This is a genomic window from Mesorhizobium sp. M0166 (assembly GCF_040322255.1).
Taxonomy (GTDB): Bacteria; Pseudomonadota; Alphaproteobacteria; order Rhizobiales; family Rhizobiaceae; genus Mesorhizobium.
In genome coordinates this window covers 1-25,414 of sequence record NZ_JAMYTD010000006.1, presented here as the reverse complement: position 1 = coordinate 25,414, position 25,414 = coordinate 1, and the positions used below count along the sequence as shown (strand labels likewise).

Below are 25,414 nucleotides of genomic sequence, written 5' to 3'. Positions count from 1 at the left end.
GAATGACTTACGCCGACCATAAATCCAAGCCAGCCCCAGATTCGGATAACGCTTCTCACCGCTTCGCACTACGAGTTACCCGCCTGAAAACGGCCTAGGTCGAGAAGACGACAGCACGCCTCTTGCCAGCCACTACGCTCATGTGACGCAGATACAAACTGGTCGCCAAGGCATCCCTATGCTCCCACCGTGGGCTCCGTAATCACCTCCAGCGCTTTTTCCGCCTCATGTCCTCGCCAAGCACCGCCCCAGGCACCCCCAGTGCCCGCCCGATCCAGATCGGGTCGACCAGATGGTCACGCCTGGGGGTGGTGGTGTTGGGGTGGATGAGGATACCTTAGGTCGCCGTGGTTCAACATCGCCATGGAACGAGGGCGGGGAACTATTCGTCGCGAAGGAGCTTTGGCTGGGTCGCTGGATAGAAAGCGAGTTAAGCCATTTCTAAAGTCGACAGATTAGTGGGAAAATAATAATTTATATTGACATAGAAATGGTGCGAAAGCCATTTTTTCATTTTCCATTATCGTGAGGTATGCATGTCAGTGCTAGACATCCCACTCCGTAAAATTCTGCAATTGTTCTATGCGCAGCAGCCGCTGCGCCGCTCAATTTTGAAAAAGGACATTCAACTGACCGGAAAAAAGAGAAAGGCGGCAGCAGAAGCCAAGGTGGCGATTTCTACCTGCCTTTTTGGTCCGATGTGAAAAAGCACATTGCGGGTGACGCGGATCTTTCGGAGATGACCAACGGTCGAATAAAATCAAACAAGAATTTCAAGCGATTATACCCTCTTCTAAAAGACGGAGTAGTCGATTTACTTAGTGCGAAGCTGCGTTGGTCAAACGAGCCGGTCCACATAGTGCCGAAAAGCGTCCACGGAAACTTGCGATTTGGAGATATAGGAGGCGTCGTTCGTATACATGACGCCCTGCATGCCCGGGTGAGAGGTGAGTATACACGTATCGTGTATCCTTACTTCAGCGAGGATCCCCCCCTGCCTGAAGAAGGTGGTAGGTTAGGCTTGTGGGCAATGCAGCAGGCGTTGACCGAATATGATCCAAATGACGTGCGCATTATCGACATCCTTCGTCGAACCTTCTTCTCGCCGCAAATAACTCCACTTAGGGGAGATGAAGGGAGAGTGTTTCAAGAAAATTACATTTCAATAATTACCGAATGGGAGCGTCTGAAGCTTGATTAACAAAGGCATCGGGCCTCGTTTGTTAATACAAGCGGCGATGGACCGACAAAGCTTGCAGGATCGGCATCCCCTAAGCCCCCATCGTCGGCTCGGTATTCACCTCCAGCGCCTCTTCCGCCTCATCCTCCTCACCCAGCACCTCGCCATGCACCCCAACGCCCGCCCGATCCAGATCGGGTCGACTAGATGGTCGCGGTGGTAGATGCTCAGCCCCCATGCCTGTTCACCTCAATCACAGCTCTCCATAGCCTTCAGCGCTTCGGCGCGGGACGGTTTGTCCGCAATCCTTCGAACAGACGCGTAGAACCTTGGATAGTCGCCGGAACACAGGTCGAACAGGTGAAGAAATGCCGGAACCTGCTCGCCGTAGACGGAAGTCGCGGCAAGCTTGGCGTTGTTAATCGGCGCATCGAACCAGGCGTCATAGCCCCGGTATCCGGCCCAGCCTTTGTCGCGCATGTGCCGGTAGCGCATCCGCAGCCTGTTGATCGTGGCCGCCTTGGCGGCAGCCATCTGCCGCGGGGTACGGGGACTTCCATAGACCTGGGCCAGCTCTTCGCGCGCCTTCGCCACCAGCCCGAGAAAATCGGCACTGCGCTTGCGGGCGGCTTCGTAGCGGCGCAACCCGGCCCGATCGCCGGCGGCGCGGAGCCATTTCCTTGTGCCGGTGGTTTCGACGGCAACCGCGAAAGCCTCGTTGAATGCGGAATCGCCAGTCACATAGAGGCGCTGATGCGCCAATTCATGGAAGATCAGGCTGGCGAGATAGGTGTCGTCCTGACGGAGCATGGTGCTGAGCAGCGGGTCGCTGGACCAGCCCAGTGTGGAATAGGCGGTGATGCCGGTGACAAAGACGTCCAGCCCCTGTCTCTGAAGCTCGACAGCGCTTTGCGTCGCGGATTTCCGGGAAAAGTAACCCCGGTAGGGAACACAGCCGAAAACCGGAAAGCACCATGTGCGCGGCGTGAGGGAGAATTGCGGCGCGGCAAAAACGGCCCATGTCACAGCGTCCCGGTGAATGTCGACATAGCTGCGATAGCTGCTGTTGTCGGGCAGTGACAGTTCATCTGTCGCAAACCGTCTTATGGCGCTCGCCGACGTCAGCTTGCTGCGCAATGCCTGAGGCGTCGAAGGGTCGCGGATCAGTTTTCCAACATTTTTGCGCGCCGCCATGATCTGTACATGACCTTCCAGCGACTGCGCGTAGTAGGAGATGCTGGTGCAGCCGCTCACCCCGAACGCCATGGTCAGCGCGGCCAGTATTCGAAGAACGCGCCTCACCGTTTGCCCACCGCTTGCTTGTCTCGCCAAAGGAGCTCTTGCTCTCACAGGCGCACCGATTTTCGTCAAGCAGACACCGACCTCAAGTTACCGCGCTCATTCGCCCGCCCAGACAATCGCATATGCGCTCCCCCACTCCGGCCGCTGCCGGCTACGCGATTGCCCCCTAAGCCCCCAGCGTCGGCTCCGTATTCACCTCCAGCGCCTCCTCCGCTTCATCGTCCTCGCCAAGCACCTCCCCATGCACCCCCAACGCCCGCCCGATCCAGATCGGGTCGACCAGATGGTCGCGCTTGGGGTTGGTGGTGTTGGGGTGGATGAGGATGCTCAGGCCGCCATGGTTGAGCATCAGCCACGGAACGAGGGTAGCGAAAACCCCGGTGGCGAAGGAGACCTGGTGCATGGCCTGCTCGTGCGGGCCGACCGGCTCGTCGCGCCAGTTGCCCAGGCGCACGCGGAAACGCTCGCCGATGCGCAGGCGCAGCCATTCGGCATGCTGCCGCTCGGCCGGCCCATCATAGTAGATATGCGCGTGATAACTGGCAATTTCCGAAAGCGGCCTTGGACTGGCGGCGTCTTCGTTCACCATAATGCTCTCCTTCGATGCCTATCGCGGCGGTCATCAGGGTGGTCTTGGTCGGAAAATGCCGGAACGGCACTCCCGACACCCCGGCCGTTTTGCCGGCCTCGCGCACCGTCACCTGGTCGACGCCGCCCTCCCTGGCGATGGCCAAGAAACTGGCTAGCACCCAACCGATCTGACCAGGTGCTAGGCATTTCGGCCGAGCGCGTCTGCGGCTCGGCGCGCTTGCTCGTCGGCTTGCTGGTCCATCGAGTTCCGCTTCTGGATAGCGAGGGTCCGTTCTGAGCGCCCAGCGACGCTGGTCTCAATGTCCGAGATGAGGCGCAAAGCAGCCATGCCGCCGTCGGGTGTGAGACACTGATTTGGTGACAGGCAAAACAGCAGCCCCCTACGGCTCGTCCCTCACATCGCGCAAATTAGACACAACGCGGCGGTTCTGCGACCTGCAGGCGGTGTCGGGGCACTCGCGGACGAGCCTGTCCTTGCCGTAGCCCTTGGCCCACATGCGGTTGCGGTCTATGCCGCCGGCGGCGAGATAGTCCATCACCGCATCGGCGCGCTGCTGCGACAGCGCCGTTTCACTTGCGCCGGGATCGTCGGCGAAACCCTGCAGCTTGAGCAGCCAGCGCGGATGCTTTGCTAACCAGGCGATCTGGGTGTCGAGGGTGGCCTTGGCGACAGAATCGAGCGCGGCCGAACCTTGCGTGAAATAGGTGCGGCGGCCGACATTGAGGATAAAATCCTCCTCGCTGCCCGGCTGCACGTTCTGGAAGCCGGCAACCTCGGTGTTGGTGACGTCGGGCGTGGAAGGGGCCAGCGTGTTGCTGGTCGAGCAGGATGCGACCAACACCAGCAGGCCGGCGGCGAGTAGCCGGCGCGTGTTTTCAATCATGCGGTTCATGAGGCGCCAATCATTCGACAGTGGTGGAAGCGGGCGCCTGGTCGGCGATGTGCGGCAGGACCTGCACCGCGGTGCCGATCGGGCAGCGCTGGTAGAGGTCGATGATGTCTTCCGGAAACATGCGGATGCAGCCGCTGGAAGCGTCGGTGCCGATGCTCCATGGCTCCAGCGTGCCATGCAGGCGGTAGCCGGTGTCGGCGCCGTCGCGGTGCAGATAGAGCGCGCGCGGCCCGAGCGGATTGTTGGACGCGCCGCCTGCGATCATGGGTGGTAGGTCCGGCCTGCGCTTACGCATTTCGGGGGGCGGGACCCATTCCGGCCAGAGCGCGCGGCGGTCGATCGTCGCGCGGCCGTACCATTTGAAGCCGTCCTTGCCGACGCCGACGCCGTAGCGGATGGCGGTCTTGTTTTCCATGATGACGTAGAGGAAGTGGTGGCGGGTATCGACCACGACGGTGCCGACCGGCTCGCTGCTGAAATACTTGACGATCTGGCGATGCCATCTCTTGTCGATCTTGGCGAAGTTGGTCTTGCGATAGACAAAATTGTTGTCGCTGGCGGTACCGGCGAAAAAGGATTTTGCCGCCGCGGCTTGAGCAATATTGCTGGTTGCACCCACCGCGACCAGCGCCAGGCCGCCAAGCACGACACCCCTGCGTGACAAAACCATCGGCAATATCCCCCCATGCCTAAAGCCTGGCGAACCATAGTTGAGAATTATTTCGCCTCAAAGTGGAAAATGCTGCGTTGCTTCAGTCCGCCGAAAGCGGAAAGCTAGGACCGGCCATATTCGTTACGAATGGTGACGATGTCGGATTGATCGCCCCGGCCGCGTCGTTCCAGAAAATGAAGGAGCAACGATATGTCTGAAAAGGAAGTCTTGTCTGTCATCCGGGGCCAGGAAGACGCAACTGCCAAGGGGGACGCCCGCGCCAACGTCGATGCCATGGACCCGGATGTCGTGGTTTTCGATCTGCCGCCGCCGCTTGCCTATCGAGGCGAACAGGCACGCGACATCGAAGGGATAAATGCTTGGTTTGCAACTTGGCGCAACGGCGTCACCGTTCACATTGCTGACCCGCAGCTCATGATCGACGGCGATCTTGCAGTGGCCTTCGGGCTGTCGCGCATGACTGGCATTAAGACCGATGGCACAAAGGTCGACTCCTGGAGCCGGCGAACCATCGTGCTAAGGCGCATCGCCGGTTCTTGGAAAATCATCCACGAACATGCCAGCTTCCCTATGGCAATGGACGGAAGTGGGCGCGCTGTGACGGATCTCTTGCCGTAGTTCCGGAACGCCTAACGTCCTCAACAGGGATGTCGGCTTTCACGCGGCAAGGGTTCGTAGGTGAACGGTCGATTTGGCGGCCCGTTGCTGACAGTCAGCCTTGGGGCCGTAAGCAGATTGGCGGCTTTCGAGCATCTAGTTGGCAAAAGCGGCCATTCAGCTCATGACCGTATTTGCGAGGCGGCCACGCAAGTCCGCAGGTGAGACGCCAATACTTCAGACGCGGGCTTGCTCGGGCTCTGCAACGGGCTCATTAAGTAGTAGGCGCCACCGGGAATGATGGACTGATTACGGAAGATCACCAACCGCTCTTCCCGGACAAGGTCACCGGTGTTCGCAATCCATCCGAGCATCACTCCCATCCCTGCTAGCGCAGCCTGAGTTGCCTGAACGTGGTTGTCAAATGAGAGATCTCCTTCCCGGTCATGCGGTAGACCGACCGCATCGAAATATTCGTCCCAGCCGGGCGAAAATTCCTCGTCGGCGTTAACGTGGAGGAGGGTAGCTCGCGCGAAATTGCCAGAGCCGAGCCGTTCAACGGCCTTCGGGCTACAGACTGGGATCAAGCGCTCATCGAACAGCGGTTCGCATTTGCCATCAAGCCAGTCGCCCGCCCCATAGCGAATCACCAGGTCGGCTTCGGGCGTAAACTGCGGGCTGCCGGATGTTGGTACAACCCGTACAACAATGTCGGGGTGTCGAGTGTAGAACGTCGCCAAACGTGGCATTAGCCAATATGTGCCAGTACAGACGGTGCAAGCGATCGTAACGACGTTCTGCTCGCTTCGCTCTAATGCTCTAATTTTTCCGATTGCGCTCTCGATCCGGTCCATTCCGTCCGAAACTGCGTGAAGCAGAACCCGGCCTGCGTCTGTCAACACAGAAGGACGCATCCGTCGATCGAGCAGCTTCGTGCCGATGTGGTCCTCGAGATTCCGAAGTGCTTGGCTGACGGCGGGTTGCGTGACATTCAACTCCGCCGCCGCGCTCTGGACACCGCCGGCACGAACCACGGTTTCAAAGGCTGTCAGAAGCCGGAGGGGAGGGAGATGTCGACGCAATATCATAATCCCTTGCTTATGTCAGATTAGACTTTCAGATCTTCCAAACCTAATCAAATAACGCAATTATCGCAACTAGCGAGGGCCGATCCACCGTCACAATATAAGCACACCTTAACCAGAGCGAGTTCATGAACGCCCATCCCCATCCCTCCGAACTGACTGCGGAAGAGACACAGTCGCTCCGGGTCGATCTTGCTGCAGCTTTTCGTCTGGCAGCTCAGTTCGATTGGCATGAATCGGTGGGAAATCATTTCAGTGCCGCACTTTCCGCTGACGGGAAGAAATTTCTCATGAACCCACGCTGGCGGCACTTCGGGGAGATTCGGGCGAGCGATCTCTTGGTTCTTAACGCTGGCGACAGCGAGGTGATGACTCGGCCTGACGCTCCAGATCCTTCCGCGTGGACAATCCACGGTTCCGTGCACGGCGCGCGCCCGGAAGTCAGGGTTATGCTGCATTGCCATCCGCCGTATACGACGGCGCTAGCCAGCCTGAAAGATCCTGACATGAAGCCTGTCGACCAGAACACGGCCCGTTTCTTTGGCAAGCTCGGCTTTGATCTCGGCTTCGGCGGTATTGCTGACGATGCCGCCGAAGGGCAGCGCTTGGCGGCGGCTTTCGGCAACAAGAGCGTCATCATCATGGGCAACCATGGTGTCACCGTCACGGGCCGAACAGTCGCCGAGGCTTTTGAAGACCTCTATTTCGTAGAGCGCGCGGCCAAGATCCTTGTGCTCGCATATTCAACTGGCGAGCCTCTGAATGTCATGTCCGAAGACCTCGCCCAGAAGACAGCCGATGGCTGGCTTCCCTACAATGACCAGGCATTCGCACACTTCGACTATCTGAAGCGGCAGTTGGACAAAACCGACTCCTCATATCGCGACTAATCCTAAATTCAGGGCAAAAGGAGAAAACGTGCGTAATATTGAAGTTCTGTTCTTTGACGTCCTGGGGACGACGGTCGACTGGCGTTGCAGCATCACGGCCGAGGTCGGAGAGTTTCTGAAACGCCACAACCTTGGCCGCATAGACCCTGCTCGTTTTGCCGACGCGTGGGTAGGACGCTACGACGCTTCGGTCGACCCGATCCGGGCAGGTAAGCGATCATTCGTTTCCCTCGATCAGGTAAACAGAGAAAATCTCGTTGCCAGCCTCGAGGAATTCGGCTTGTCCTCTGCATCGTTGCCACCGGAGGAACTTGAAGACCTCAATCTGTCTTGGCACCGCCTGAAGGCCTGGCCGGACCTGGGCGATGGTCTCTCTCGCTTGAAGTCACGTTTTATCGTCGCTCCGCTGTCCGATGGACACGCCCGCCTTCTGGTGAACCTGTCGAAATTCAACAATCTGCCGTGGGATTTTATCGTCGGCGCCGATATGTCTCAGGCTTATAAGCCCATGCCGCAGGTCTACCTGCGGGCCTGCGAGTTGCTCGAGGTCCAGCCGGAGAATGCCATGCTGGTGGCGGCGCATGACTACGACCTGGAAGCGGCCCGTCGTTGCGGATTGAAGACCGCCTACATCGTTCGCGCCAATGCTGAAGACCCATCCAAGGTAGGTAACCAGAAGGCACAGGACGGCTGGGACTACAAAGCGAAGAACCTGCTCGAACTCGCCGACATGCTCCAATAGCCACGCAGTATGCGTCCCTTCCAAGTTGGCCGTCCGGCTCCAGCTCATCGATCGGTCGACGAGCTAGTCCTGTTGCCGCCGCAACGGACACCGGATGCTGCCGACATCGATGTCGAGCTTAGACAAAGGCCAACTGACCTAAATGCCAGGGGAAACTGTGGCCAACTTAAACATCGTACCCCGAGATGTAGTTTTTTATCTGGTACCGGAGTTCGATATTCTGTCGTTCGGAGGCGCGCTTGAGGTGTTCCGCCTTACGAACCTGGTGTTGGGCTACGAGGCTTACAGCTGGAGGCTTCTCTCTGCAGACGGGAGTGACGTCAGGGCAAGCTGCGGTCTGGATATTCAGACGGTCAATTCGATTTATCGCGAGATCCTACCTGGTTGGCGGCAAGCGTCCAGACAAAGTGATTGTCTGCTCAGGTCCTAATGTTGACAGGTATCGCGATCGTGCAGTGGATGCGTGGCTGCGAGAATGCAGTCATCGCGGCGTTGTTCTCGCTGCGCTATCCTCCGGCGCTCAGGTGCTAACAACGGCAGGCCTGCTTGAAGGCCGCAGATGCGTCATTCATTGGCGGAATTTTCCCGCGTTCGTTGAACATAACACTTGGGTTAACGTCAGTCTGGGTATCTACGAGATCGATGGAGACATTTACACCTCGGCGGGAGGCGCCTCTTCGATAGACATGATGGCCTGCATCATCGGCCGAGACTTCGGGGAGGATGTGTTTGCGCGGGTATGTCAACATCTCGTCGCCGACCAGATTCGGGGGGCAACAGCTCGGCAGAGGTTGCCTCTGTCAAAACGGCTAGGGCCATGTAACGAGGTGGTACTGCATGTTGTTCGGAGGATGGAAGAAAATCTCGCAGATCCGATTGCAATGGGCACTTTGGCTGCCGCTACTCGTCTCTCGCGTCGGCAGCTTGAGCGGTTGTTCCGAAATGAGTTCAGCTGTTCGCCGGCTAGGTACTACATGAATTTGAGACTTGAGCATGCCGATGGGCTCATTGTTCAGACGAAACTGCCGATTGTCGATATCGCTGTCGCGTGCGGATTTGTATCGGCATCGCATTTTTCGAAGGTATACCGAGAGGCGTATGGTCGCACACCGCAGAAGACACGCATCAGCCGAACTAGCTCTTTTCCGCCGAGCTTGATGCCGCAAAATGACAGAATGATACTTGCCAGCTGAATCGCTGACGGTCGAGGCCCTATGCCGTGGAACTCTGCTGGACCTGGCGGCCAGCGGCAAATGGAACGGGCCAAGGCAATTCAACTGGCAGCAGTCGCCCGATTAGTTGAGACCGAGTGCGTACCCTCGAACGGAACTTCGCTGTCGACAACGTCCGCTTTCAGGCAATGGCGAGGGGATGCTGAGCGGCCGATATGAGGCGCAAGCAGCCACTCAGGATTCGGTCTGCGAAGGTCAACGTCGGCTCGTATCCAGACGTTGGCTCTCCCCCGCCCGACAGATCGCGCCGCGCCTTGTCGAGTTCTTCGGCATAGCGCTGCATCAGATGGCCTTCGGTCAGCAAACCGACCACCTTGCGGTCGGTGAAATCCTCGACCACCGCCAATTCCTCGGCGCCGGCGCGCTGGAAGGTCTCGGCCGCCGATTACACGTTCGGCACCAGCAGCGAGTCGAACGACAGCACCACCGATTGCGTATCGACCTGCCGAACGTTGTCTTTGGCAGAGTTTGAGTCAAGACATAGCCCTTATTAGCCGGGACCACTTTGGCGGTGCTGTGATCGATCCGGGGCTACGAGAACGCGAGCAACTACTCTCCGCCTCGCTCACCGTCGCTACGGCGGAAGAAATCAAGCAGCTTTTTCTCGAGTTTCAAGCCGCCGGCGTGCCCTTCTTGCAGCCCCTCAACAGCGAGCCGTGGGGCGCGCGAGATTTCATCGTCAAGGACCCGGACGGGCATCTGCTGCTTTTTGCTGGCCCAGAGATAGTGCCAGCCCAGCAGCCGGCATCTTTGCGACCCTCCGCGATGCGAGAAGAACAGCCGTGTTACAGAACTGGCAATGCTCGTTTACGAATTCACGGACTAGCAAGTCTATCGCAACCCGAACACTACAGTGGAATTGCGGTCACTTCTTTGGCCGTTCGGATCACGAACATCGTTTGGTATCGCGCGACGTTGCTTTGGTCTCGGAACAGTCGCTCGCATAGCGCATCGAACTCTTCGATATCCGTCAGGCGGAGCATGAGGACGGCGTCGGTTTCGCCGCTCACGCTGTAGGCCTGAGTGACGGCCGGTTCCTGAGCGGCCAACTCGAGAAAGTCCCGCATATACTGCTCGCCATGACGCTCCAGTTCGACGGTGACGATCGCCTTCAAGCCCCGGCCAGCCTTTGCCGGTGCGAGAAGCGCGACAACGCGGCTGATGACGCCGCTTTTCTTCAGTCGTCGTATGCGGCGCAGGCAGCTCGAAGGGGAAAGCCCGACTAACCCCGCCAGTTTGGCGTTCGTTCGTGACGCATCATCCTGGAGCAGGTTAAGAAGCCTTCTGTCGATCTTGTCCATATCGGTCGCACTCATCCTCGCTGTATTGCAATTTTATTGCACGGAATCGCAAACTTTGACCACAAATGCGAAGCGTCTCAGGTTACGCAGATGGCTCCAGGGATGATGGAGCAGCATGATGGCAATTTGCGCCGCCTTCTATCGCAAGACATTGGAAACGCTTGAAATCTATTGGGAACTGGTTCGCGTGATCGTTCCGGTTGCGATAGCCACGCGGCTCCTGCAGGACCTTGGCGTCATCCAGGCGATTTCACCGTTCTTCTCCCCGCTCATGTTGCAGGTGGGGTTGCCACCTGAACTCGCCTTTGCCTGGCTGACGGGATTGCTGGTCGGGATCTGGGGCGCGCTTGTGATCGTATTCACCTTGGTTCCGGTTTCGGCGCTCAGCACTGCCGACATGACGGTTCTTTCGGCTCTCTTGCTGTTTGCACATGCCATTCCGATCGAGCAACGCATCATCCAGAAGGCCGGGCCGAGCTTCCTGGTCACCGCGGCGCTTCGTATTGGCGGGGGTTTGGTCTTTGCTGTCCTTCTGCATCAGATACTCGCCGTGACCGGATGGCTGTCAGGACCGGTGAAGCCGGCGTGGATGCCGGCGAATGAAAGCACCGGCTGGGGCGGCTTTCTCCTGGGTACGTTCAAAACTCTGGGCATCATGCTCGTCGTTCTGCTTGCGCTGAGCTGGGTGATCGAGCTTCTCAGGATGTCGGGCATTTTGGAGTGGATGAACAGAGGGCTTGCACCGCTCTTTCGGCTCGCCGGCATCGAAAGGCAGACGGTACCTTTCGCGGCTGTCGGCCTGTTTCTCGGGATTTCCTATGGCGCAGGACTGCTGATCCGTGAGGCGCGCACGCCTAGCGCGGAGCCGCGCCAGATATTCCTCGCCTGCGTGTTCATGGGTTTTGCCCATAGCCTCGTTGAGGATACGTTGGTCGTTGTCGCACTTGGCGCCGATGTTACGAGCGTGCTTCTCGGTCGCCTGGCGTTTGCCGTGCTCGCGACCGCCGTGATCGCAAAAGTAATCAAGGCGGTTCCCGACGCTCTTTTCTTCAAGACACTCTCCCACAAGGAAGAAGACGGCTCGCGCAATCGGATTTCGGAGCCGGCGATTGGCGGGCCGTTGACGTAGCCCTCCTTACGCAGCAGCCGACATGTGTCTCGCATCGCTATCGGCACAGGACGCGGCTACCCCTCGCCCGACAGATCGCGCCGCGCCTTGTCGAGTTCTTCGGCATAGCGCCGCATCAGATGGCCTTCGGTCAGCAAACCGACCACCTTGCGGTCGGTGAAATCCTCGACCACCGCCAATTCCTCGGCGCCGGCGCGCTGGAAGGTCTCGGCCGCCGACTGCACGTTCATGCTCGGCACCAGCACCGCATCCCTGAATTTGGCGAAGGACTTAACCGGCATCTCGTCATCCGACAAATGGCTGTGCAATTCGGCGACGATCAGCACGCCGACATAATGCAGGTCGGCGTCGACCGCGATGACGCGCTGCGAGGCACCGAGCGGCACCTGCTTGCGGAATTCCGCAAGCGTCGTCGAGGCGTCGATGGTGCGGACATCCTTTCGCATCATCGAGCCGACAGTCAGGCTGCGCATCCAGCCGACATCATGCGCGCTGCGGATGGTTTCGCCGCGCAAGTGAAAGCGCCATGTCGAGAAGGAATAGCCAAACGTTTCGCGCACCAGGATCGCCGCCATCAGCGAGGCGGCCAGCACCACGCCGGTCAGCGTCAGGTCGCGGGTCGATTCCAGCGCCAGGAAGGTCATCGTCAACGGGCCGCCGACGACGCCGACGGCGAGCGAGGTCATGCCGACGACGGCGGCGACGGCCGGGTCGATGCCGGTCGCCGGCGAGACGAACGCCATCGCGCCGGCAAACATTTTGCCGAGCAGTGCGCCGAGGAACAGCGAGGCAAAGAACAGGCCGCCGCGGAAGCCGGAGCCGAGCGAGATCGCCGAGGCCGCCAGCTTCAGCACGAAGACGCTGGCCACTACGGCCAGCCCGTAATTCATCGCGAATTCGCGGTGCAGCGCGCCGTGGCCGCTGGACAGGACCTGCGGCGTGACCAGCCCCAGCAGCCCGACCATTACACCGCCGATGGCTGGGCGCAGCGAGGCGTCGATCGACAGCCGGGCAAAGACGCGCTCGATCAGGCTCACCAGATGCATGATGGCGATGGAAGCACCGCCGCCCAGAAGCCCGAGCAGCATGAAAGGCAAATACTGGCTGACCGTCAGCGCCGGCAGGCCGGCGAGTTCCAGCGGAAACGGCACGCCGCCGAACACCTCGGCGGTCAGCGAGGCCGAGATCGCGGCGGCCATAACCGGCGCGACATTGGCGACCGAGTAGATGCCGATGACCAGCTCGAAACCGTAGAAGGCGCCGGTCAGCGGCGCGTCGAAGGCGGCGGCGATCGCGCCGGCGGCACCGCAGCCGACCAGGATGCGGACATCGTTGCGGCGCAGCCCGAACAAGCGCGCCAGCCGCGACGCCAGGCCCGAACCCACCTGCGTATAACCGGCCTCGAGCCCGACCGAAGCGCCGAAGCCGCTCGAGATCATCGTCTGCCCGGCGATGATGAAGGTGTCGGTCAGCGACATGCGGCCGCCATAAAGCGCGTTGGCTTCGATCGGATCGACCGACGTGCGGAACTTCCGCTTTCTCAGCCAGATCACCGTCAGCCCGAGCAGGATGCCGCCGATCGCCGGTATCAGCGCCTGCTCCGGCCTTTGCAGCGAAAACATCGCTGAAAGCCGACCGCCGGGCTGAACGCCGAACATAAGCCCATGCAGGACCTGCACCAGTCCGCTCATGCCGGTGACCAGCGCACCCGCCATCACCCCGACCAAAGCCGCCAGAATGACGACGGCGATGCCGCGCGCCTCGAGCAGCGGGATCGATCGGATCAGCACCGCGCGCAACCGGCGGGCATAGACTTGCGGTCCGTTTCTGGGCGGTTCGTTTCTGGGCGGTTCGTTTCTGGAAAGCACCGGGGCGGCTCGCCGATATTCGTGGGTGCCTGATACGCCCGGCGGCACCGCATGGCAACATGCCGGCCGCCGAGCTGTCATGCCCGCGTGATGCTGCGGCGATAAAGCCCATGTTCGGCTCGGGGAACTGCGTTGACGTAAACGTCAACCCGAAGCTATATGCGCCGGCGGCCGTGGCTGTAAAACCAGGCAAGCGGCTTCGGCCAGGTCGAAGCGCCCCAGGTCGAAGCGTCGAGGCGCGACAAACGCAACCAGACGAGGAGAACCGCCATGAGCGTTCAGGAGATTGCCGACAACATCAGGTCGCGCGTGGCGAGCGCCGGGTTCGATCGCTCCGTGAAATTCGACACCGGCAGCGACGGCGTCATCGTCATCGACGGCGCCGATGTCTCGACCACCGATGCGCCGGCCGATTGCACGATAAAGCTGTCACTCGACGATTTGGACTCGCTGATATCAGGCGATCTCAACCCGACCATGGCCTTCATGTCCGGCAAGATAAAGGTCGAAGGCGACATGACAGTCGCCATGGCGCTCAGCCAGTTGATCGGCTGATCCAGTTAAGGCGAAACAAGCCGCCGCGATCGGCGGCTTGTTTCGAACCATCAGGCAGCGAGCGGCAGTCTCTGCGCCTTCAGTTTGCGCCCGGCCGCCTTCAGCGTGCCTTGCGCGCCGTCGAGCGCGCCGACAACCAGTTCCCGCGCCAGCAGGCGGTGCCGCTCGTAAGGCCCCGGCATAGCCAGCGAGCCGGTCTTTGCGGCCGAAAACCCGAAGCGCTCGTAATAGGGGGCGTCGCCGACCAGCAGGATCGCCGCATGGCCAAGCCGCTCGGCCTCAGTGACCGCTTGGCGCATCAGCGCCGAGCCGATGCCGGCATTTTTCAGCGCCGGGTCGACCGCAAGCGGGCCGAGCAGCAGCGCTGCCTTGCCGCCTTCGCCCAGCACCACGTCCCACAGCCGCACGGTGCCGGCAACAGTGCCCGACGCATCGCGCGCGACAAAGGCCAATCCCTCCGAAGGCCGGCGGCCGCGCCGCAGCTTTTCCGACGACTTCTTCCGGCGCTTCGGCCCCATGGCGCGATCGAGCAAAGCCTCGCGCGCGCCAACGTCGGCGGCGGTTTCGGCGGTGATGACAAAAGCGCCGGTAATCTCCCCCTTCGAAGGGGAGATTCCCGCGGCGCCTTCAACAATGAAATCCAAAACGTCCATTTCCGCGATCCTTCACGAGCGGATTGTTCCACAGGCGAGCCCGGGTGGGCGACAGGCGCCCACCTCGGGATGATCTGATCGGTTCTTTCGAACCGTCAGATCACGTAGGATCGGAGAGGTTCGAAGCCGTTGAAGGCGACCGAGGCGTAGGTCGTCGTGTAGGCGCCGGTGCCCTCGATCAGCACCTCGTCGCCGATGGTCAGCGAAAGGGGCAGCGGGTACGGCGTCTTTTCGTACATCACGTCGGCCGAATCGCAGGTCGGGCCGGCGAGCACGCAAGGCGCGGTCTCGGTGCCGTCATGCGCGGTGACGATCGGATAGCGGATCGCCTCGTCCATGGTCTCGGCGAGACCGCCGAACTTGCCGATGTCGAGGAACACCCAGCGCACATTGTCGTTGTCGGCCTTCTTCGAGATCAGCACGACCTCCGACTTGATGACGCCGGCATTGCCAACCATGCCGCGGCCCGGCTCGATGATCGTCTCGGGGATGGCGTTGCCGAAATGCTTCCTGAGCGCCGAGAAGATCGCCTGGCCGTAGGCCTGCGCCACCGGCACATCCCTGAGATAGCGGGTCGGGAAGCCGCCGCCCATATTGACCATCTTCAGCACGATGCCTTCGTCGGCGAGCGTCGCGAACACCTTTTTGGCGTCGGCGAGCGCGCGGTCCCAGGCGGTCAGGTCGGTCTGCTGCGAGCCGACATGGAACGACACGCCATGGGCGTCGAGGCCGAGCGCCTTGGCATGGCGCAGCACATCGACCGCCATCGCCGGCACACAGCCGAACTTGCGCGACAGCGGCCATTCGGCGCCCTCGCCGTCGGTCAGGACGCGGCAGAACACGCGGGCGCCGGGAGCGACGCGGGCGATCTTCTCGACCTCCTCGACGCAGTCCACCGCAAACAGCTTGATGCCGAGCTGGTAGGCGCGCTGGATGTCGCGCTCCTTCTTGATGGTGTTGCCGAAGGAGATGCGGTCCGCCGGCGCACCGGCGTCCATCGCCATCTCGACTTCGGCAACGGAAGCGGTGTCGAAGGACGAGCCCATCGCAGCAAGCAGGCGCAGGATTTCCGGCGCCGGATTTGCTTTCACCGCATAGTAGATCTTGGAATCGGGAAGTGCCTTCTCGAAGGCGCGGAAATTGTCGCGCACGACATCGAGGTCGACGACAAGGCACGGGCCGTTCGGACGTCGGGTGGCGAGAAAGTCAAGGATGCGCTGGGTAGCCATCGGGGTCTCTCCATCAGCGCCTTTCGGCGCGCACAAAGGCTTGCGGACGCGGGCTCTCGGCCTCGCGAACACGCGGTGGACAAAGGCGGGACGGAAATCCATGGAACCAGCCGGTGGAGACCCCGGAACCATGAAGCGCCGTCTCGCGGCGGTGAACCTTGGCCTTGCCCGGCCTCGGTTCGCTTTGTCTGCCTTGGCTTGGATGGGAGACCCGTCCGCACTGCCGGCAATGAAGGTGTGCCTCTTCAGTAACCCCGGTCTTTGGACGACCGGCAGAACACCAGAAAGGCCCGCACCGTCGTTGCTTCAAGGTGTCCTCGGTTGGCGGTTGGCCGCTAAACCGACTGGAGGGGTTGGCTCCAGTTACCTTACCGATTGCCCTCACCATTCGAGGATCGGCGGACACCCACAGGCACGTGCGACTTTGGGCAAGCGCGATATAAGATCGAAAGATTTCACAATCAATAAAAATCGTATGGCAGGTTGTAAAATTTGTGGCATCGAACAATGCTGCGGCAACCAGAAGAACAATGCTGCGGCAAGCACATCCGGATATCGAACGCATGACAGGCACTCGCGGCCCGCTGAACGCTTTTCTCGACCTTGATCAAACCCCTGTAGCCAATACGAAATCCGGCCCGCTTGCCGGCTTGCGGCTTGCCGTCAAGGACATCTTCGACGTCGCCGGCTACCGCACCGGTTGCGGCAATCCGCAGAAATACCGGGAGGCTTCGCCGGCCATGGCGACCGCGCCGGCCGTCCAGGCGCTGCTTGATTCGGGTGCGCGTTTCGTCGGCAAGACGCAGACCGACGAGCTGGCGTTTTCCCTGCTGGGATTGAACGCGCATTTCCCGTCGCCGGTCAATCCGGCGGCACCCGATCGCGTCACCGGCGGCTCGTCCTCCGGTTCTGCCGCGGCAGTCGCCGGCGGGCTCGCCGATATCGCCACCGGCTCCGACACCGGCGGCTCGATCCGTGCGCCGGCAAGCTTCTGCGGCCTGGTCGGCCTGAGGACGACGCATGGCCGCATCCCGCTCGACGGAGCCATGCCGCTGGCGCCTTCGCTGGACACGTTCGGCTGGTTCGCCAAGGATATCGTCACCTACGAAAAGGTCGGCACGGTGCTGCTCGGCGACGATCCGCATTCCCACGAACTGAGACGCCCCGTCGCCCTCGCTGCGCTGGACGGCCTCGTGCCTGGCCCGCACGAGGCCGACGAATATCGCGCCATGCTCCGCAGCGTCGCTTCGGTGCTGGGCGCGCCGCGCAGCGTCGGCCCGCTGTCTCATTCGACCGACGATCTCTATTGGTGCTTCCGCAAGCTGCAGGGCTATGAAGCCTGGCAAAATCACGGCGCCTGGATCGCCGGCGGCGACCGCATGCTGGGACCCGGTGTCAAGGAGCGTTTCGAGCACGGCGCGACCGTCGACGCGGCAACCGCGCAACGTGAAACGGAACGTCGCGTTTCGTTTCGCCTCGAGCTTGCCGGCCTGCTTGGCGAGGACGGCGTTCTTGTGCTTCCGACCGTTCCGGGTGCCGCGCCGCTCAAGGCGGCGTCATTCGACGATTTGCAGACCTATCGCGAGCGCGCGCTGAGACTGCTATGCCTTTCCGGCCTGTCCGGTTTTCCGCAAATCACGCTGCCGCTCGGCAAGACCGGCGGGGCGCCGTTCGGCCTTTCGCTGCTCGGCCCGAAGAACAGCGACCGGCAGCTGATTGCGCTGGCCGCCCGCATCCTTTCGGCCCACCAAGGAGGCGCATGACATGGATACGCTGACCCGCATGCGCGCCTTCATCGACGTGGTCGAGGCCGAAGGCTTTTCGGCGGCGGCGCGCAAGATCGGCCGCTCGAAGGCGCTGTTGTCGAAATATGTGCGCGAGTTGGAGGACGAGCTCGGCGCGCTGCTGCTCAACCGCACCACCAGGCAGTTTTCCCTGACCGAGGCCGGCCACACCTATTACCGCCGCGCCTCGGAGATCGTGCGCGAGGTCGATAGCCTTGCCGATGCGGTGCGCGAATCCTCCGGCGACGTGCGCGGCAGGATCAAGCTGTCCGCGCCGCGCACCTTTGCCGACGCGCCGATCGGCCAGTCTCTGATCGATTTCGCCAAGCAGCATCCCGACATCGTGCTCGACATCCATCTCGATGACCGTTTCGTCGATCTGGTCGAGGAGGGTTTCGATCTCGCGGTGCGCATTTCGCGGCTGGAAAGTTCCTCGCTGATCGCCAGACGCCTGGCCCCGTTTTCGGTACGGCTTTGCGCGTCTCCCGAACTGATCGCCAAGCATGGCATGCCGGTCAGGCCGCAAGACCTTGCCCGCGTGCCTTGCATCATCGATACCAATGGCCGCTGGCTCACCAACTGGCCGTTCAAGGGCGACGGCGGCGATACGGTGAGCGTTTCGGTTTCCGGCCCGATCGAGGTCAACAGCCCGATGGCGGCAAGGGCGGCCGCCGTCGCGGGATTGGGGTTTTCCGTCCTGCCGGATTTCATCGCCGCGCCCGACATCGAAAACGGCAAGCTGGTGACTGTGCTGGACGACCGCATCCTGCCCGGCGGCGGCATTTTTGCCGTCTATCCGCACCGGCGCTATCTGCCTGCAAAAGTTCGCGTTTTCGTCGACTTCCTGGTGCAGTGGTTCAAGACGCTGGACAACACATGAGCGTTCAGTCGCGTTGCGGTCCCATTTTCGCCCGCTTTCTGGTAACTGTCGGCAATTTACCGAAGCCGATTGAATCGCGACCGAGAATGCACCTGAAACGGCAAGCAATCATGCTGGCTTCGGCCCTGACCGCGACGTTTGCCGCCGTCGGACCGGCTGAGGTGCATCCCCACGTCTTCGCTGAAGCCCGCCTCGAAGTGGTCCTTAGCCCGGATCACCAAACTGTGAAGGCATTGCGCCATGTCTGGCGCTTCGATGATTTGTTTTCGAGCACGGTGATGATGGAGTTCGACAAGAATTCCGACCTGAAACTCGATGACAAGGAGCTGAAGGATGTCGCCGACACCGTCCATGCCTCGCTTGCCGAATTCAACTATTTCCAGCTCGTCACCGTCGACGGCAAGGACGTGGCAATGACCCCGCCGCCGCATTTGATGGCCAATTTCGACAATGACCAGTTGATCATCCTGTTTGAATCTGAACCGAAGGTGCCGATCAAACTGAGCGGCAAGATAGATATCGGCGTCTACGACCCGACCTTCTACACCGCGATCGATTTTACCGAGGATGCCAATCTGCAGGTCGATGGCTTGCCGACGACCTGCACCAGCAAGGTCGTCCGCCCCAACCCGGACGAGGCGATCGCCCAGAACCAGAAGACCCTGACCGAGGCCTTCTTCAACGATCCGACAGGCACCGACATGAGCAAGATCTTTGCCACCAAGCTTGAACTGACCTGTCAGCCGGAAGGATAGATCCAGTGAGCAAACCGCCCCTGCGTTTGGCAGTCGGTCTTCTGGCCGTCGCCTTTGTGATGACGCACTTTCTCGGCTCCGCCCACGCCCAGAGCTCACTCGGCATCGGCACCAATGACGGCATGGCTCCAACCGCCACCGGTCCGTTCGCCCACATCCTGATGTGGATCAATCTGCGCCAGCAGGAATTCTATCATGCGTTGGCCGGCGCGATGAAGGCGATGCGCCAGGACGGCAGCAAGTTGTGGCTGCTCATCGGCCTGTCCTTTGCCTATGGCATTTTCCACGCCGCCGGCCCCGGTCACGGCAAGGCGGTGATCTCGTCCTACATGGTGGCCAATGAAGTGGCGCTCCGGCGCGGCATCATGTTGTCCTTCGTCTCGGCCCTGCTGCAGGCGCTGACCGCGATCGTGGTGATGCTGGTGGCCTACTTCGTGCTGCGCGGCACTGCTGTGTCGATGACCGACGCCGCATGGTTCCTCGAAATCATGAGCTATGTCTTCGTCACTCTGTTCGGCGCCTGGCTGCTGTGGCGCAAGGCCGGTCCGGCCATCCTGCGCCTGTTCGGGGCAAGCCCCGGCTACAGCCTCTCGGCTGCCCATGCCGGCCATTCACATGCCGGCCATTCACATTCCGCGCATGCCCATGCGGCACATTCGCACGCGCTTCATGCGCATGACCACCATGATCATGCGCATGACCATCACGATCACGGCGCCCACGATCATACCCATGCTGCGCACGACCACCACAGCCACGCGGCGGGCGAGATCTGCGAGACCTGCGGGCACTCGCATGCGCCCGACCCGGCGCTGCTTTCCGGCGATCGCTTCGATTGGCGCACGGCCTGGTCGGCGGTGGCTGCCGTCGGTATCCGCCCCTGTTCCGGCGCGCTGATCGTGCTGAGCTTTGCGTTGCTCAACGGCCTGTGGTTCGGCGGCATCCTGTCGGTGCTGGCTATGGCGCTCGGCACCGCAATCACCGTCTCGGCCCTGGCGACGCTTGCAGTAACCGCGAAGAACTGGGCGGTGTATTTCGCCGGCGATGGCCGCATGGGCAATCGAATCCATTCCTTCGTCGAGATCGGCGGCGCCGCCTTCGTCTTCCTGTTCGGACTGCTGCTGCTTTCGGCCAGCCTGACTGGCGCCTGACCTCGTTGCGTCCGATCAGGGCGCTTAACTAGGGATCTTGCCACCCAACTCGTCCTCGATATGGACGCGGATGATGTCGTCGAAGCTCGTTTCGGCGGCAAAGCCAAGCTCCCTCGAGCGCCGCGCCTCGAAGCGTGTCGGCCAGCCCTTGACGATCGCCCAGATCGTCTCGTCGGGCTCCTCGCGGATCAGTTTCACCGCCTTGGCGCCGGCGACGCGTTCCAGCGCTTCGATCTGTTCGCCGACAGTGACGGCGACGCCCGGCATCGTCAGGTTGCGGCGCGGCCCGACGGCGGCGCCGTCGATCTGCGCCGCATGGATGAGGAAATTCACCGCCGAACGCGGGCTGGCGTGTGTGTGGACGACCGAGCGCGGCACCGGCAGGATCGCTTCATGGCCGCTCAGCGGCTCGCGGATGATACCGGAGAAGAACCCTGAGGCCGCCTTGTTCGGCTTTCCCGGCCTGACGCAGATGGTCGGCAGCCTGATGCCGATGCCGTCGAAGAAGCCGCGCCTGGTATAGTCGGCAAGCAGCGCCTCGCCGATCAGCTTCTGCGTGCCGTAGGAGGTCAGCGGCGTCGGGTGGAACTCGTCCGGAATGATGTCGGGAAACGGCGCGCCAAACACGGCGATCGACGAGGTGAAGACGAGGCGCGGCGCAAATGCCGCCAGCCGGATGGCATCGAACAGCGCCCTTGTGCCGTCGAGATTGACGCGGTAGCCGAGATCGAAATTGGCCTCCGCCTCACCCGAGACCACGCCGGCGAGATGGAAGATCACGTCGGGCCGCGGCGCGACCAGATCTGCCGTCGCGCCCGGCGCGGCAAGGTCGCCGGTGTGGACGCTGATGCTGACGCCGTCGAGGGCGGGCGCCTGCGGCGGCACGATGTCGTGAAGGTCGAGCGCGGCGATCTTGCGGCCGCCGAGCGTCCCGTCCTTGGCCAGCCTGGCGATGAGCTTGCGGCCGACCATGCCTGCCGCGCCGGTAATCAGAATGCGCATGTCATTTTCCTTTTTTGCGCTGGCTGCGGCTACGCAGCCAGAACACGACGAAGATTGCCACCATGAAGATCGCGGCGACGACGCCGGCTAGCACCGTCGAGACCTTGCCGACGGCCAGCATCACGGTTGGAAGATAATAGGCCGCGATGCCGAACAGCAGCAAAACCCAGGCGGCGCCGATCGCCGCATTGCGGGTGTCGCGGTCCATCACGTGGTCCGAAGGTGGCAGGAGTTCATGTCGATCGTTGCCAATACCCAGAACTCCCGAAGTCAGTGATAATGGCCGCGGTGCGGTGCCGTGTCATGCGCATGATCGTGCTCGTCATCATGCTCATGGCTGTCTGCACATTGGCCGAATTCCGGTTCGACGGTGGCATGGGCTATGCCATGTTCCGCCGCAAGCCGTTTCTTGATCGCGCTGACCGCCATATGCGCATCGACGCCGTCATTGAGGCAGGCATGCAACGTCGCCATGTTGCTGGAGCCATCGAGCGACCAGACATGCATGTGATGCACCTCACGCACGCCCTTGACCGAGCCTTCGATGTCCCTCGCGATCAGGTCGCGGTCGAGGCTTACCGGCACGCCCTCGAGCAGGACGTGCGCTGCCTCGCGCATCAGCGACCAGGCCGTGGACAGGATCAGCAGCGAGACCAGAATCGACAGGATCGGGTCGATTGGCGTCCAGCCCGTCGCCAGGATCACCAGCGCCGCGACGATCGCCGCCGCCGAGCCGAGCAGGTCGCCGAGCACGTGCAGGATGGCACCGCGCATATTCAGGCTGCCGCGGTCGCCGCCATGCAGCACGTAGAACGAGCCGAGATTGACCAGCAGGCCGGCGATCGCCACGACCAGCATCGGCCCGCCGAGCACCGGAGCCGGCGCTTGCAAGCGGCCCCAAGCCTCGTAGACGATCCACAGCGCGATGGCGAAGATGGCGATGCCGTTGGTGTAGGCGACCAGCGTCTTGACCCGGCCGAAACCATAGGTGAGGCGCACGGTCGCCGGCCGGCTCGCAAGATGAAAGGCATACCAGGCAAGGCCGAGCGCGACGCAATCGGCAAGCATATGGCCGGCATCCGCCAGCAGCGCCAGTGAGCCGGTGAAGATGGCGCCCAGCGTCTCCGCAACCATGAAGCCGGCGGTCAGGCAGGCAGCGATCAGCACGCGCTTCTTGTCGGTCGAGCCGTGCACATGCCCTGCGCCATGGCTGTCGTCATGCCCTTGCGAAGCGTGGTCGTGGGTATGCGCCATCTACGAGCCTCTGCTAAAGCCTGATCCATCCCGGCAGAATCGGGATGGAGGCTCTGTCTTCTTGTTTGACCATGATCTTATCCGAAAACCGGCGTCCACTTTTCGGGATCATGGTCAGGCGCCGAACTCAGCGCGAAAATCCTCGAGCCGCCGCCTCTGCTGGCCATCGCTGTCGAAATTGGCCGGATCGAGCCACGCCTCATAGGCTCTGCGCAGATCAGGCCATTCCTTGTCGATGATCGAATACCACGCGGTATCGCGGTTTTCGCCCTTGACCACAAGATGCTGACGGAAAATGCCCTCGAACTTGAAGCCGAAACGTTCCGCCGCGCGCTTCGACGGCTCGTTGCGATTGTTGCATTTCCATTCGTAACGGCGGTAGCCAAGCTCGTCGAAGAGGTACTTCATGAACAGAAACTGCGCTTCCGTCGCCGCCGGCTTGCGCGAGATCAGCGGGCCCCAATAGATGTTGCCGATCTCGATGACACCGTAGGCGGCGTCGATGCGCATCAGCGTCTGGCGCCCGGCGACCTTGCCGCTGGCCTTGTCGATGACGGTAAAGAACAGCGGGTCATCGCTGGCTTCGGCCTTGTCCAGCCACGGCTGGAAGGCAGCGCGGGTCTGGGGCGGGTAGTCGAACAGCCAGGCGAAGCGATCGCCGGCATCGGCCACCGACGAGGCCTCGAACAGGCCGTCGCCGTGCTTTTCGGCCTTGAGCGGCTCCAGCCTGACAGTGCGCCCTTCCAGCACCTTGCGTTCGGGCCGCGGGCGCGGTTGCCAATTCTTGAGATTTTCCGACACCGAAAACTCCAATCCGTTTGACTTTTGCGGGCGGACGCTCACAAAAACGCACGCTCGCTGAAAGAACCACACGGACAAGAAAAATGCTCCACACGATTTCGGCCTTCGACCGCCTCGGCGAGGAAAATGCATTCGCGGTGCTGGCGCGTGCCACGGCACTTGCCCATCAGGGCCGCGATATCGTCAATCTCGGCATCGGCCAGCCCGACTTCAAGACGCCGCAGCACATCGTCGAGGCCGCGATCAAGGCGCTGCGCGACGGCCATCACGGCTATACGCCGGCCAACGGCCTGCTGGCGACGCGCGAAGCGGTGGTCCGCCGCACACTGGCCACCACCGGCGTCGAAGTCTCGCCGGAAGCGGTGATGATCCTGCCCGGCGGCAAGCCGACCATGTTCGCGGCGATCCTGATGTTCGGCGAGCCGGGCGCCGAAATTCTCTATCCCGATCCGGGCTTTCCGATCTACCGCTCGATGATCGAGTTCACCGGCGCTGCCCCCATCCCGGTGCCGATGCGCGAGGAGAACGGCTTCGCCTTTTCCGCCGAGGAGACACTGGCGCTGATCAGCCCGAAGACCAGGCTGCTGATCCTCAACTCGCCCGCCAATCCGACCGGCGGCGTCACGCCTCGCGCCGAGATCGAGAAGCTGGTCCAAGGGCTGCAAGCACACCCGGACGTCGCCATCCTCTCCGACGAGATCTACGACGTGATGACCTATGACGGCGAGACGCATTGTTCGCTGCTCACCTTCCCCGAAATCCGTGATCGGCTGATCGTGCTCAACGGCTGGTCGAAGACCTGGGCGATGACCGGCTGGCGCATGGGCTGGTCGATCTGGCCGAACGGTGACAAGGGCGCGCATCTCTACGACAAGGTGCGCAAGCTGGCGGTCAATTGCTGGTCCTGCGTCAACGCGCCGAGCCAGTATGCCGGCATAGCCGCCATCGACGGCCCGCAGGACGACGTCGACAGGATGATGCGCGCCTTCGACCGCCGCAGGAAGGTCGTGGTCGAGGGGCTGAATGCCTTGCCCGGCATTTCCTGCATCACGCCGAAAGGTGCTTTCTATGCCTTCCCCAATATTTCCAAAACCGGCTGGAAGGCCAAGAAGCTCGCCTCGGCGCTGCTCGAGGATGCCGGCGTGGCGCTGATCGGCGGCCCCGACTTCGGCATTCTCGGCGAAGGCTATGTCAGGCTGTCCTACGCCAATTCCGAGGAGAACATCCTGCGCGCGCTGGAGCGGATCGAGGCGTTCCTGGCCAAGTGAGGACGAGGTACACGACGGACGAAAGGAGACGCCAGATGTTCTATGCCATTCTTGCCTATCACGAGGAAGAAGCGATTACGGCACTGACGCCTGAGCAGGATGCGGCGCTGATGACCGATCTTCTCCAGATCAACGATCGGCTCTACCGGCAAGGCACCCTTGGGCCGGCGGCCCGGCTCGGCGCGACACAGGACGCCTGTACCTTGCGCGGGCCAGGCACCGGAATGATTATCGACGGCCCCTTCGCCGAGACCAAGGAACAATTGCTGGGGCTCTATGTCGTCGACTGCGCCAACCGTGACGCCGCTATCGACATTGCGCGCGATCTTCGCCGCGTCAATCCGACCGCGGTCTACGAAATCCGCCCGATTTCGCTCTATCTTCCCGGCGTGCCGCTTCCGGTCACGCGGCCCTAATGCATGTCGCGCAAAAGTGTGCAGCGGTTTTGCGATAACGACATGCGTCAAAACAAAAAAGCTAGAGCGGTTCAGCGTTTGTGAAACGACGAACCGTTCTAGATGTTTAGTCCCGGCATTTGCTGGAGCGGATTGAGAGTGAAGCGCTCGGGCTGGGAAGCCCATGCCTTGCAGATGAACTCG

Annotated in this window: 28 protein-coding genes and 1 pseudogene; 15 read left to right on the top strand and 14 right to left on the bottom strand. The window is 61.5% G+C overall.

The features are described from left to right. Positions 1–536 precede the first annotated feature (536 nt). On the top strand, positions 537–704 hold the full coding sequence (locus tag NKJ46_RS09740; protein ID WP_352664407.1) for a hypothetical protein: 168 nt from the start codon (positions 537–539) through the stop codon (positions 702–704). Positions 705–739: 35 nt separating this feature from the next. Further along, complete coding sequence (locus NKJ46_RS09735) at positions 740–1,201, top strand: hypothetical protein (protein ID WP_352664405.1); 462 nt, start codon at positions 740–742, stop codon at positions 1,199–1,201. Positions 1,202–1,429: 228 nt separating this feature from the next. On the opposite strand, the gene NKJ46_RS09730 is transcribed toward NKJ46_RS09735, so the two are convergent. The 4 genes from NKJ46_RS09730 to NKJ46_RS09715 form a co-directional block, all read right to left on the bottom strand. Continuing rightward, entirely contained in the window at positions 1,430–2,446 is a 1,017-nt protein-coding gene (locus tag NKJ46_RS09730; RefSeq protein WP_352664758.1) for an aminopeptidase, read from the bottom strand. A gap of 202 nt (positions 2,447–2,648) precedes the next feature. Further along, on the bottom strand, positions 2,649–3,071 hold the full coding sequence (locus tag NKJ46_RS09725; RefSeq protein WP_352664403.1) for a DOPA 4,5-dioxygenase family protein: 423 nt from the start codon (positions 3,069–3,071) through the stop codon (positions 2,649–2,651). Positions 3,072–3,453: 382 nt separating this feature from the next. Further along, positions 3,454–3,966 carry an OmpA family protein gene (locus NKJ46_RS09720; RefSeq protein WP_352664401.1) on the bottom strand — a complete coding sequence of 171 codons (513 nt, stop codon included), beginning with the start codon at positions 3,964–3,966 and terminating at the stop codon, positions 3,454–3,456. A 10-nt stretch (positions 3,967–3,976) separates the two neighbouring features. Beyond that, the gene (locus NKJ46_RS09715) at positions 3,977–4,636 is read right to left on the bottom strand and encodes a L,D-transpeptidase (protein WP_352664399.1); all 660 of its coding nucleotides are present in this window, start codon (positions 4,634–4,636) and stop codon (positions 3,977–3,979) included. A gap of 192 nt (positions 4,637–4,828) precedes the next feature. Here NKJ46_RS09715 and NKJ46_RS09710 point away from each other — a divergent pair, with 192 nt between their 5' ends. Continuing rightward, complete coding sequence (locus NKJ46_RS09710; protein WP_352664397.1) at positions 4,829–5,257, top strand: YybH family protein; 429 nt, start codon at positions 4,829–4,831, stop codon at positions 5,255–5,257. 161 nt (positions 5,258–5,418) lie between these two features. On the opposite strand, the gene NKJ46_RS09705 is transcribed toward NKJ46_RS09710, so the two are convergent. Further along, the gene (locus NKJ46_RS09705; RefSeq protein ID WP_352664395.1) at positions 5,419–6,318 is read right to left on the bottom strand and encodes a LysR substrate-binding domain-containing protein; all 900 of its coding nucleotides are present in this window, start codon (positions 6,316–6,318) and stop codon (positions 5,419–5,421) included. A 131-nt stretch (positions 6,319–6,449) separates the two neighbouring features. Between NKJ46_RS09705 and NKJ46_RS09700 the strand changes: the two genes are divergently transcribed. The 3 genes from NKJ46_RS09700 to NKJ46_RS09690 all read left to right on the top strand — a co-directional run bounded on the left by NKJ46_RS09700 (position 6,450) and on the right by NKJ46_RS09690 (position 9,146). After that, positions 6,450–7,211: a class II aldolase/adducin family protein gene (locus NKJ46_RS09700; protein ID WP_352664393.1), complete on the top strand. Its 762-nt coding sequence runs from the start codon at positions 6,450–6,452 to the stop codon at positions 7,209–7,211. A gap of 28 nt (positions 7,212–7,239) precedes the next feature. After that, the gene (locus tag NKJ46_RS09695; RefSeq protein ID WP_352664391.1) at positions 7,240–7,953 is read left to right on the top strand and encodes a haloacid dehalogenase type II; all 714 of its coding nucleotides are present in this window, start codon (positions 7,240–7,242) and stop codon (positions 7,951–7,953) included. Positions 7,954–8,267: 314 nt separating this feature from the next. Next, positions 8,268–9,146 carry a GlxA family transcriptional regulator gene (locus NKJ46_RS09690; RefSeq protein ID WP_352664389.1) on the top strand — a complete coding sequence of 293 codons (879 nt, stop codon included), beginning with the start codon at positions 8,268–8,270 and terminating at the stop codon, positions 9,144–9,146. Between the two features lie 160 nt (positions 9,147–9,306). Here the strand turns inward: NKJ46_RS09690 and NKJ46_RS34735 are convergent, their stop codons facing one another. Continuing rightward, positions 9,307–9,525, bottom strand: a complete 219-nt coding sequence (locus NKJ46_RS34735) for a hypothetical protein (protein ID WP_502903378.1) — start codon at positions 9,523–9,525, stop codon at positions 9,307–9,309. 191 nt (positions 9,526–9,716) lie between these two features. Between NKJ46_RS34735 and NKJ46_RS09680 the strand changes: the two are divergent. Further along, positions 9,717–9,905, top strand: a pseudogene (locus tag NKJ46_RS09680) (VOC family protein); the annotation flags it as partial. A 128-nt stretch (positions 9,906–10,033) separates the two neighbouring features. Here the strand turns inward: NKJ46_RS09680 and NKJ46_RS09675 are convergent. Next, on the bottom strand, positions 10,034–10,486 hold the full coding sequence (locus tag NKJ46_RS09675) for an Lrp/AsnC family transcriptional regulator (RefSeq protein ID WP_352664387.1): 453 nt from the start codon (positions 10,484–10,486) through the stop codon (positions 10,034–10,036). A gap of 118 nt (positions 10,487–10,604) precedes the next feature. On the opposite strand from NKJ46_RS09675, the gene NKJ46_RS09670 reads away from it, so the two are divergent. Then, entirely contained in the window at positions 10,605–11,615 is a 1,011-nt protein-coding gene (locus NKJ46_RS09670) for a nucleoside recognition domain-containing protein (protein ID WP_352664385.1), read from the top strand. Between the two features lie 56 nt (positions 11,616–11,671). Here NKJ46_RS09670 and NKJ46_RS09665 read toward each other — a convergent pair whose 3' ends face one another. Next, complete coding sequence (locus tag NKJ46_RS09665) at positions 11,672–13,405, bottom strand: chloride channel protein (protein ID WP_352664383.1); 1,734 nt, start codon at positions 13,403–13,405, stop codon at positions 11,672–11,674. Positions 13,406–13,753: 348 nt separating this feature from the next. Between NKJ46_RS09665 and NKJ46_RS09660 the strand changes: the two genes are divergently transcribed. After that, on the top strand, positions 13,754–14,038 hold the full coding sequence (locus tag NKJ46_RS09660; RefSeq protein WP_352664381.1) for an SCP2 sterol-binding domain-containing protein: 285 nt from the start codon (positions 13,754–13,756) through the stop codon (positions 14,036–14,038). Positions 14,039–14,088: 50 nt separating this feature from the next. On the opposite strand, the gene NKJ46_RS09655 is transcribed toward NKJ46_RS09660, so the two are convergent. After that, entirely contained in the window at positions 14,089–14,691 is a 603-nt protein-coding gene (locus tag NKJ46_RS09655) for a GNAT family N-acetyltransferase (protein WP_352664379.1), read from the bottom strand. Between the two features lie 95 nt (positions 14,692–14,786). Beyond that, positions 14,787–15,920, bottom strand: coding sequence for an ornithine/lysine decarboxylase (gene odc2 / locus NKJ46_RS09650; RefSeq protein WP_352664377.1), 1,134 nt, complete (start codon positions 15,918–15,920; stop codon positions 14,787–14,789). 563 nt (positions 15,921–16,483) lie between these two features. Between odc2 and NKJ46_RS09645 the strand changes: the two genes are divergently transcribed. From NKJ46_RS09645 to NKJ46_RS09630, 4 genes are all read left to right on the top strand, one after another. After that, positions 16,484–17,683, top strand: a complete 1,200-nt coding sequence (locus NKJ46_RS09645) for an amidase (RefSeq protein WP_352664375.1) — start codon at positions 16,484–16,486, stop codon at positions 17,681–17,683. Position 17,684: 1 nt separating this feature from the next. Beyond that, on the top strand, positions 17,685–18,584 hold the full coding sequence (locus NKJ46_RS09640) for a LysR family transcriptional regulator (protein WP_352664373.1): 900 nt from the start codon (positions 17,685–17,687) through the stop codon (positions 18,582–18,584). A gap of 86 nt (positions 18,585–18,670) precedes the next feature. Then, positions 18,671–19,339 (top strand): DUF1007 family protein, encoded by a 669-nt coding sequence (locus tag NKJ46_RS09635; RefSeq protein ID WP_352664371.1) that lies wholly within the window; start codon positions 18,671–18,673, stop codon positions 19,337–19,339. Beyond that, entirely contained in the window at positions 19,336–20,490 is a 1,155-nt protein-coding gene (locus NKJ46_RS09630; RefSeq protein WP_352664756.1) for a nickel/cobalt transporter, read from the top strand. The genes NKJ46_RS09635 and NKJ46_RS09630 overlap by 4 nt, the downstream gene beginning before the upstream one ends. Before the next feature lie 24 nt (positions 20,491–20,514). Here the strand turns inward: NKJ46_RS09630 and denD are convergent, their stop codons facing one another. The 4 genes from denD to NKJ46_RS09610 form a co-directional block, all read right to left on the bottom strand. Continuing rightward, the gene (denD, locus tag NKJ46_RS09625; protein ID WP_352664369.1) at positions 20,515–21,492 is read right to left on the bottom strand and encodes a D-erythronate dehydrogenase; all 978 of its coding nucleotides are present in this window, start codon (positions 21,490–21,492) and stop codon (positions 20,515–20,517) included. Between the two features lies 1 nt (position 21,493). Then, entirely contained in the window at positions 21,494–21,700 is a 207-nt protein-coding gene (locus NKJ46_RS09620; protein ID WP_352448198.1) for a hypothetical protein, read from the bottom strand. A 62-nt stretch (positions 21,701–21,762) separates the two neighbouring features. Continuing rightward, positions 21,763–22,746: a cation diffusion facilitator family transporter gene (locus tag NKJ46_RS09615; protein ID WP_352664367.1), complete on the bottom strand. Its 984-nt coding sequence runs from the start codon at positions 22,744–22,746 to the stop codon at positions 21,763–21,765. 114 nt (positions 22,747–22,860) lie between these two features. Beyond that, positions 22,861–23,547, bottom strand: a complete 687-nt coding sequence (locus NKJ46_RS09610; RefSeq protein ID WP_352664366.1) for a GNAT family N-acetyltransferase — start codon at positions 23,545–23,547, stop codon at positions 22,861–22,863. An 83-nt stretch (positions 23,548–23,630) separates the two neighbouring features. Between NKJ46_RS09610 and NKJ46_RS09605 the strand changes: the two genes are divergently transcribed. Together NKJ46_RS09605 and NKJ46_RS09600 are read left to right on the top strand one after the other, a co-directional pair. Next, on the top strand, positions 23,631–24,815 hold the full coding sequence (locus NKJ46_RS09605; protein ID WP_352664364.1) for a pyridoxal phosphate-dependent aminotransferase: 1,185 nt from the start codon (positions 23,631–23,633) through the stop codon (positions 24,813–24,815). Positions 24,816–24,850: 35 nt separating this feature from the next. Then, a complete protein-coding gene (locus NKJ46_RS09600) occupies positions 24,851–25,231 on the top strand; it encodes a YciI family protein (protein ID WP_352664363.1) in 381 nt (126 codons plus the stop codon). Positions 25,232–25,414: the final 183 nt, after the last annotated feature.

Excerpts from the sequence above, each read along its gene's own strand:
- NKJ46_RS09660 (WP_352664381.1), top strand. The coding sequence starts at position 13,754 with ATGAGCGTTCAGGAGATTGCCGACAACATCAGGTCGCGCGTGGCGAGC.
- NKJ46_RS09615 (WP_352664367.1), bottom strand. The coding sequence starts at position 22,746 with ATGGCGCATACCCACGACCACGCTTCGCAAGGGCATGACGACAGCCAT.
- NKJ46_RS09620 (WP_352448198.1), bottom strand. The coding sequence starts at position 21,700 with ATGGACCGCGACACCCGCAATGCGGCGATCGGCGCCGCCTGGGTTTTG.
- odc2 (WP_352664377.1), bottom strand. The coding sequence starts at position 15,920 with ATGGCTACCCAGCGCATCCTTGACTTTCTCGCCACCCGACGTCCGAAC.
- NKJ46_RS09710 (WP_352664397.1), top strand. The coding sequence starts at position 4,829 with ATGTCTGAAAAGGAAGTCTTGTCTGTCATCCGGGGCCAGGAAGACGCA.
- denD (WP_352664369.1), bottom strand. The coding sequence starts at position 21,492 with ATGCGCATTCTGATTACCGGCGCGGCAGGCATGGTCGGCCGCAAGCTC.
- NKJ46_RS09635 (WP_352664371.1), top strand. The coding sequence starts at position 18,671 with ATGCACCTGAAACGGCAAGCAATCATGCTGGCTTCGGCCCTGACCGCG.
- NKJ46_RS09640 (WP_352664373.1), top strand. The coding sequence starts at position 17,685 with ATGGATACGCTGACCCGCATGCGCGCCTTCATCGACGTGGTCGAGGCC.
- NKJ46_RS09740 (WP_352664407.1), top strand. The coding sequence starts at position 537 with ATGTCAGTGCTAGACATCCCACTCCGTAAAATTCTGCAATTGTTCTAT.
- NKJ46_RS09655 (WP_352664379.1), bottom strand. The coding sequence starts at position 14,691 with ATGGACGTTTTGGATTTCATTGTTGAAGGCGCCGCGGGAATCTCCCCT.
- NKJ46_RS09645 (WP_352664375.1), top strand. The coding sequence starts at position 16,484 with ATGACAGGCACTCGCGGCCCGCTGAACGCTTTTCTCGACCTTGATCAA.
- NKJ46_RS09720 (WP_352664401.1), bottom strand. The coding sequence starts at position 3,966 with ATGAACCGCATGATTGAAAACACGCGCCGGCTACTCGCCGCCGGCCTG.
- NKJ46_RS09605 (WP_352664364.1), top strand. The coding sequence starts at position 23,631 with ATGCTCCACACGATTTCGGCCTTCGACCGCCTCGGCGAGGAAAATGCA.
- NKJ46_RS09725 (WP_352664403.1), bottom strand. The coding sequence starts at position 3,071 with ATGGTGAACGAAGACGCCGCCAGTCCAAGGCCGCTTTCGGAAATTGCC.
- NKJ46_RS09700 (WP_352664393.1), top strand. The coding sequence starts at position 6,450 with ATGAACGCCCATCCCCATCCCTCCGAACTGACTGCGGAAGAGACACAG.
- NKJ46_RS09715 (WP_352664399.1), bottom strand. The coding sequence starts at position 4,636 with ATGGTTTTGTCACGCAGGGGTGTCGTGCTTGGCGGCCTGGCGCTGGTC.
- NKJ46_RS09675 (WP_352664387.1), bottom strand. The coding sequence starts at position 10,486 with ATGGACAAGATCGACAGAAGGCTTCTTAACCTGCTCCAGGATGATGCG.
- NKJ46_RS09670 (WP_352664385.1), top strand. The coding sequence starts at position 10,605 with ATGGCAATTTGCGCCGCCTTCTATCGCAAGACATTGGAAACGCTTGAA.
- NKJ46_RS09735 (WP_352664405.1), top strand. The coding sequence starts at position 740 with ATGACCAACGGTCGAATAAAATCAAACAAGAATTTCAAGCGATTATAC.
- NKJ46_RS09730 (WP_352664758.1), bottom strand. The coding sequence starts at position 2,446 with ATGGCGTTCGGGGTGAGCGGCTGCACCAGCATCTCCTACTACGCGCAG.
- NKJ46_RS09600 (WP_352664363.1), top strand. The coding sequence starts at position 24,851 with ATGTTCTATGCCATTCTTGCCTATCACGAGGAAGAAGCGATTACGGCA.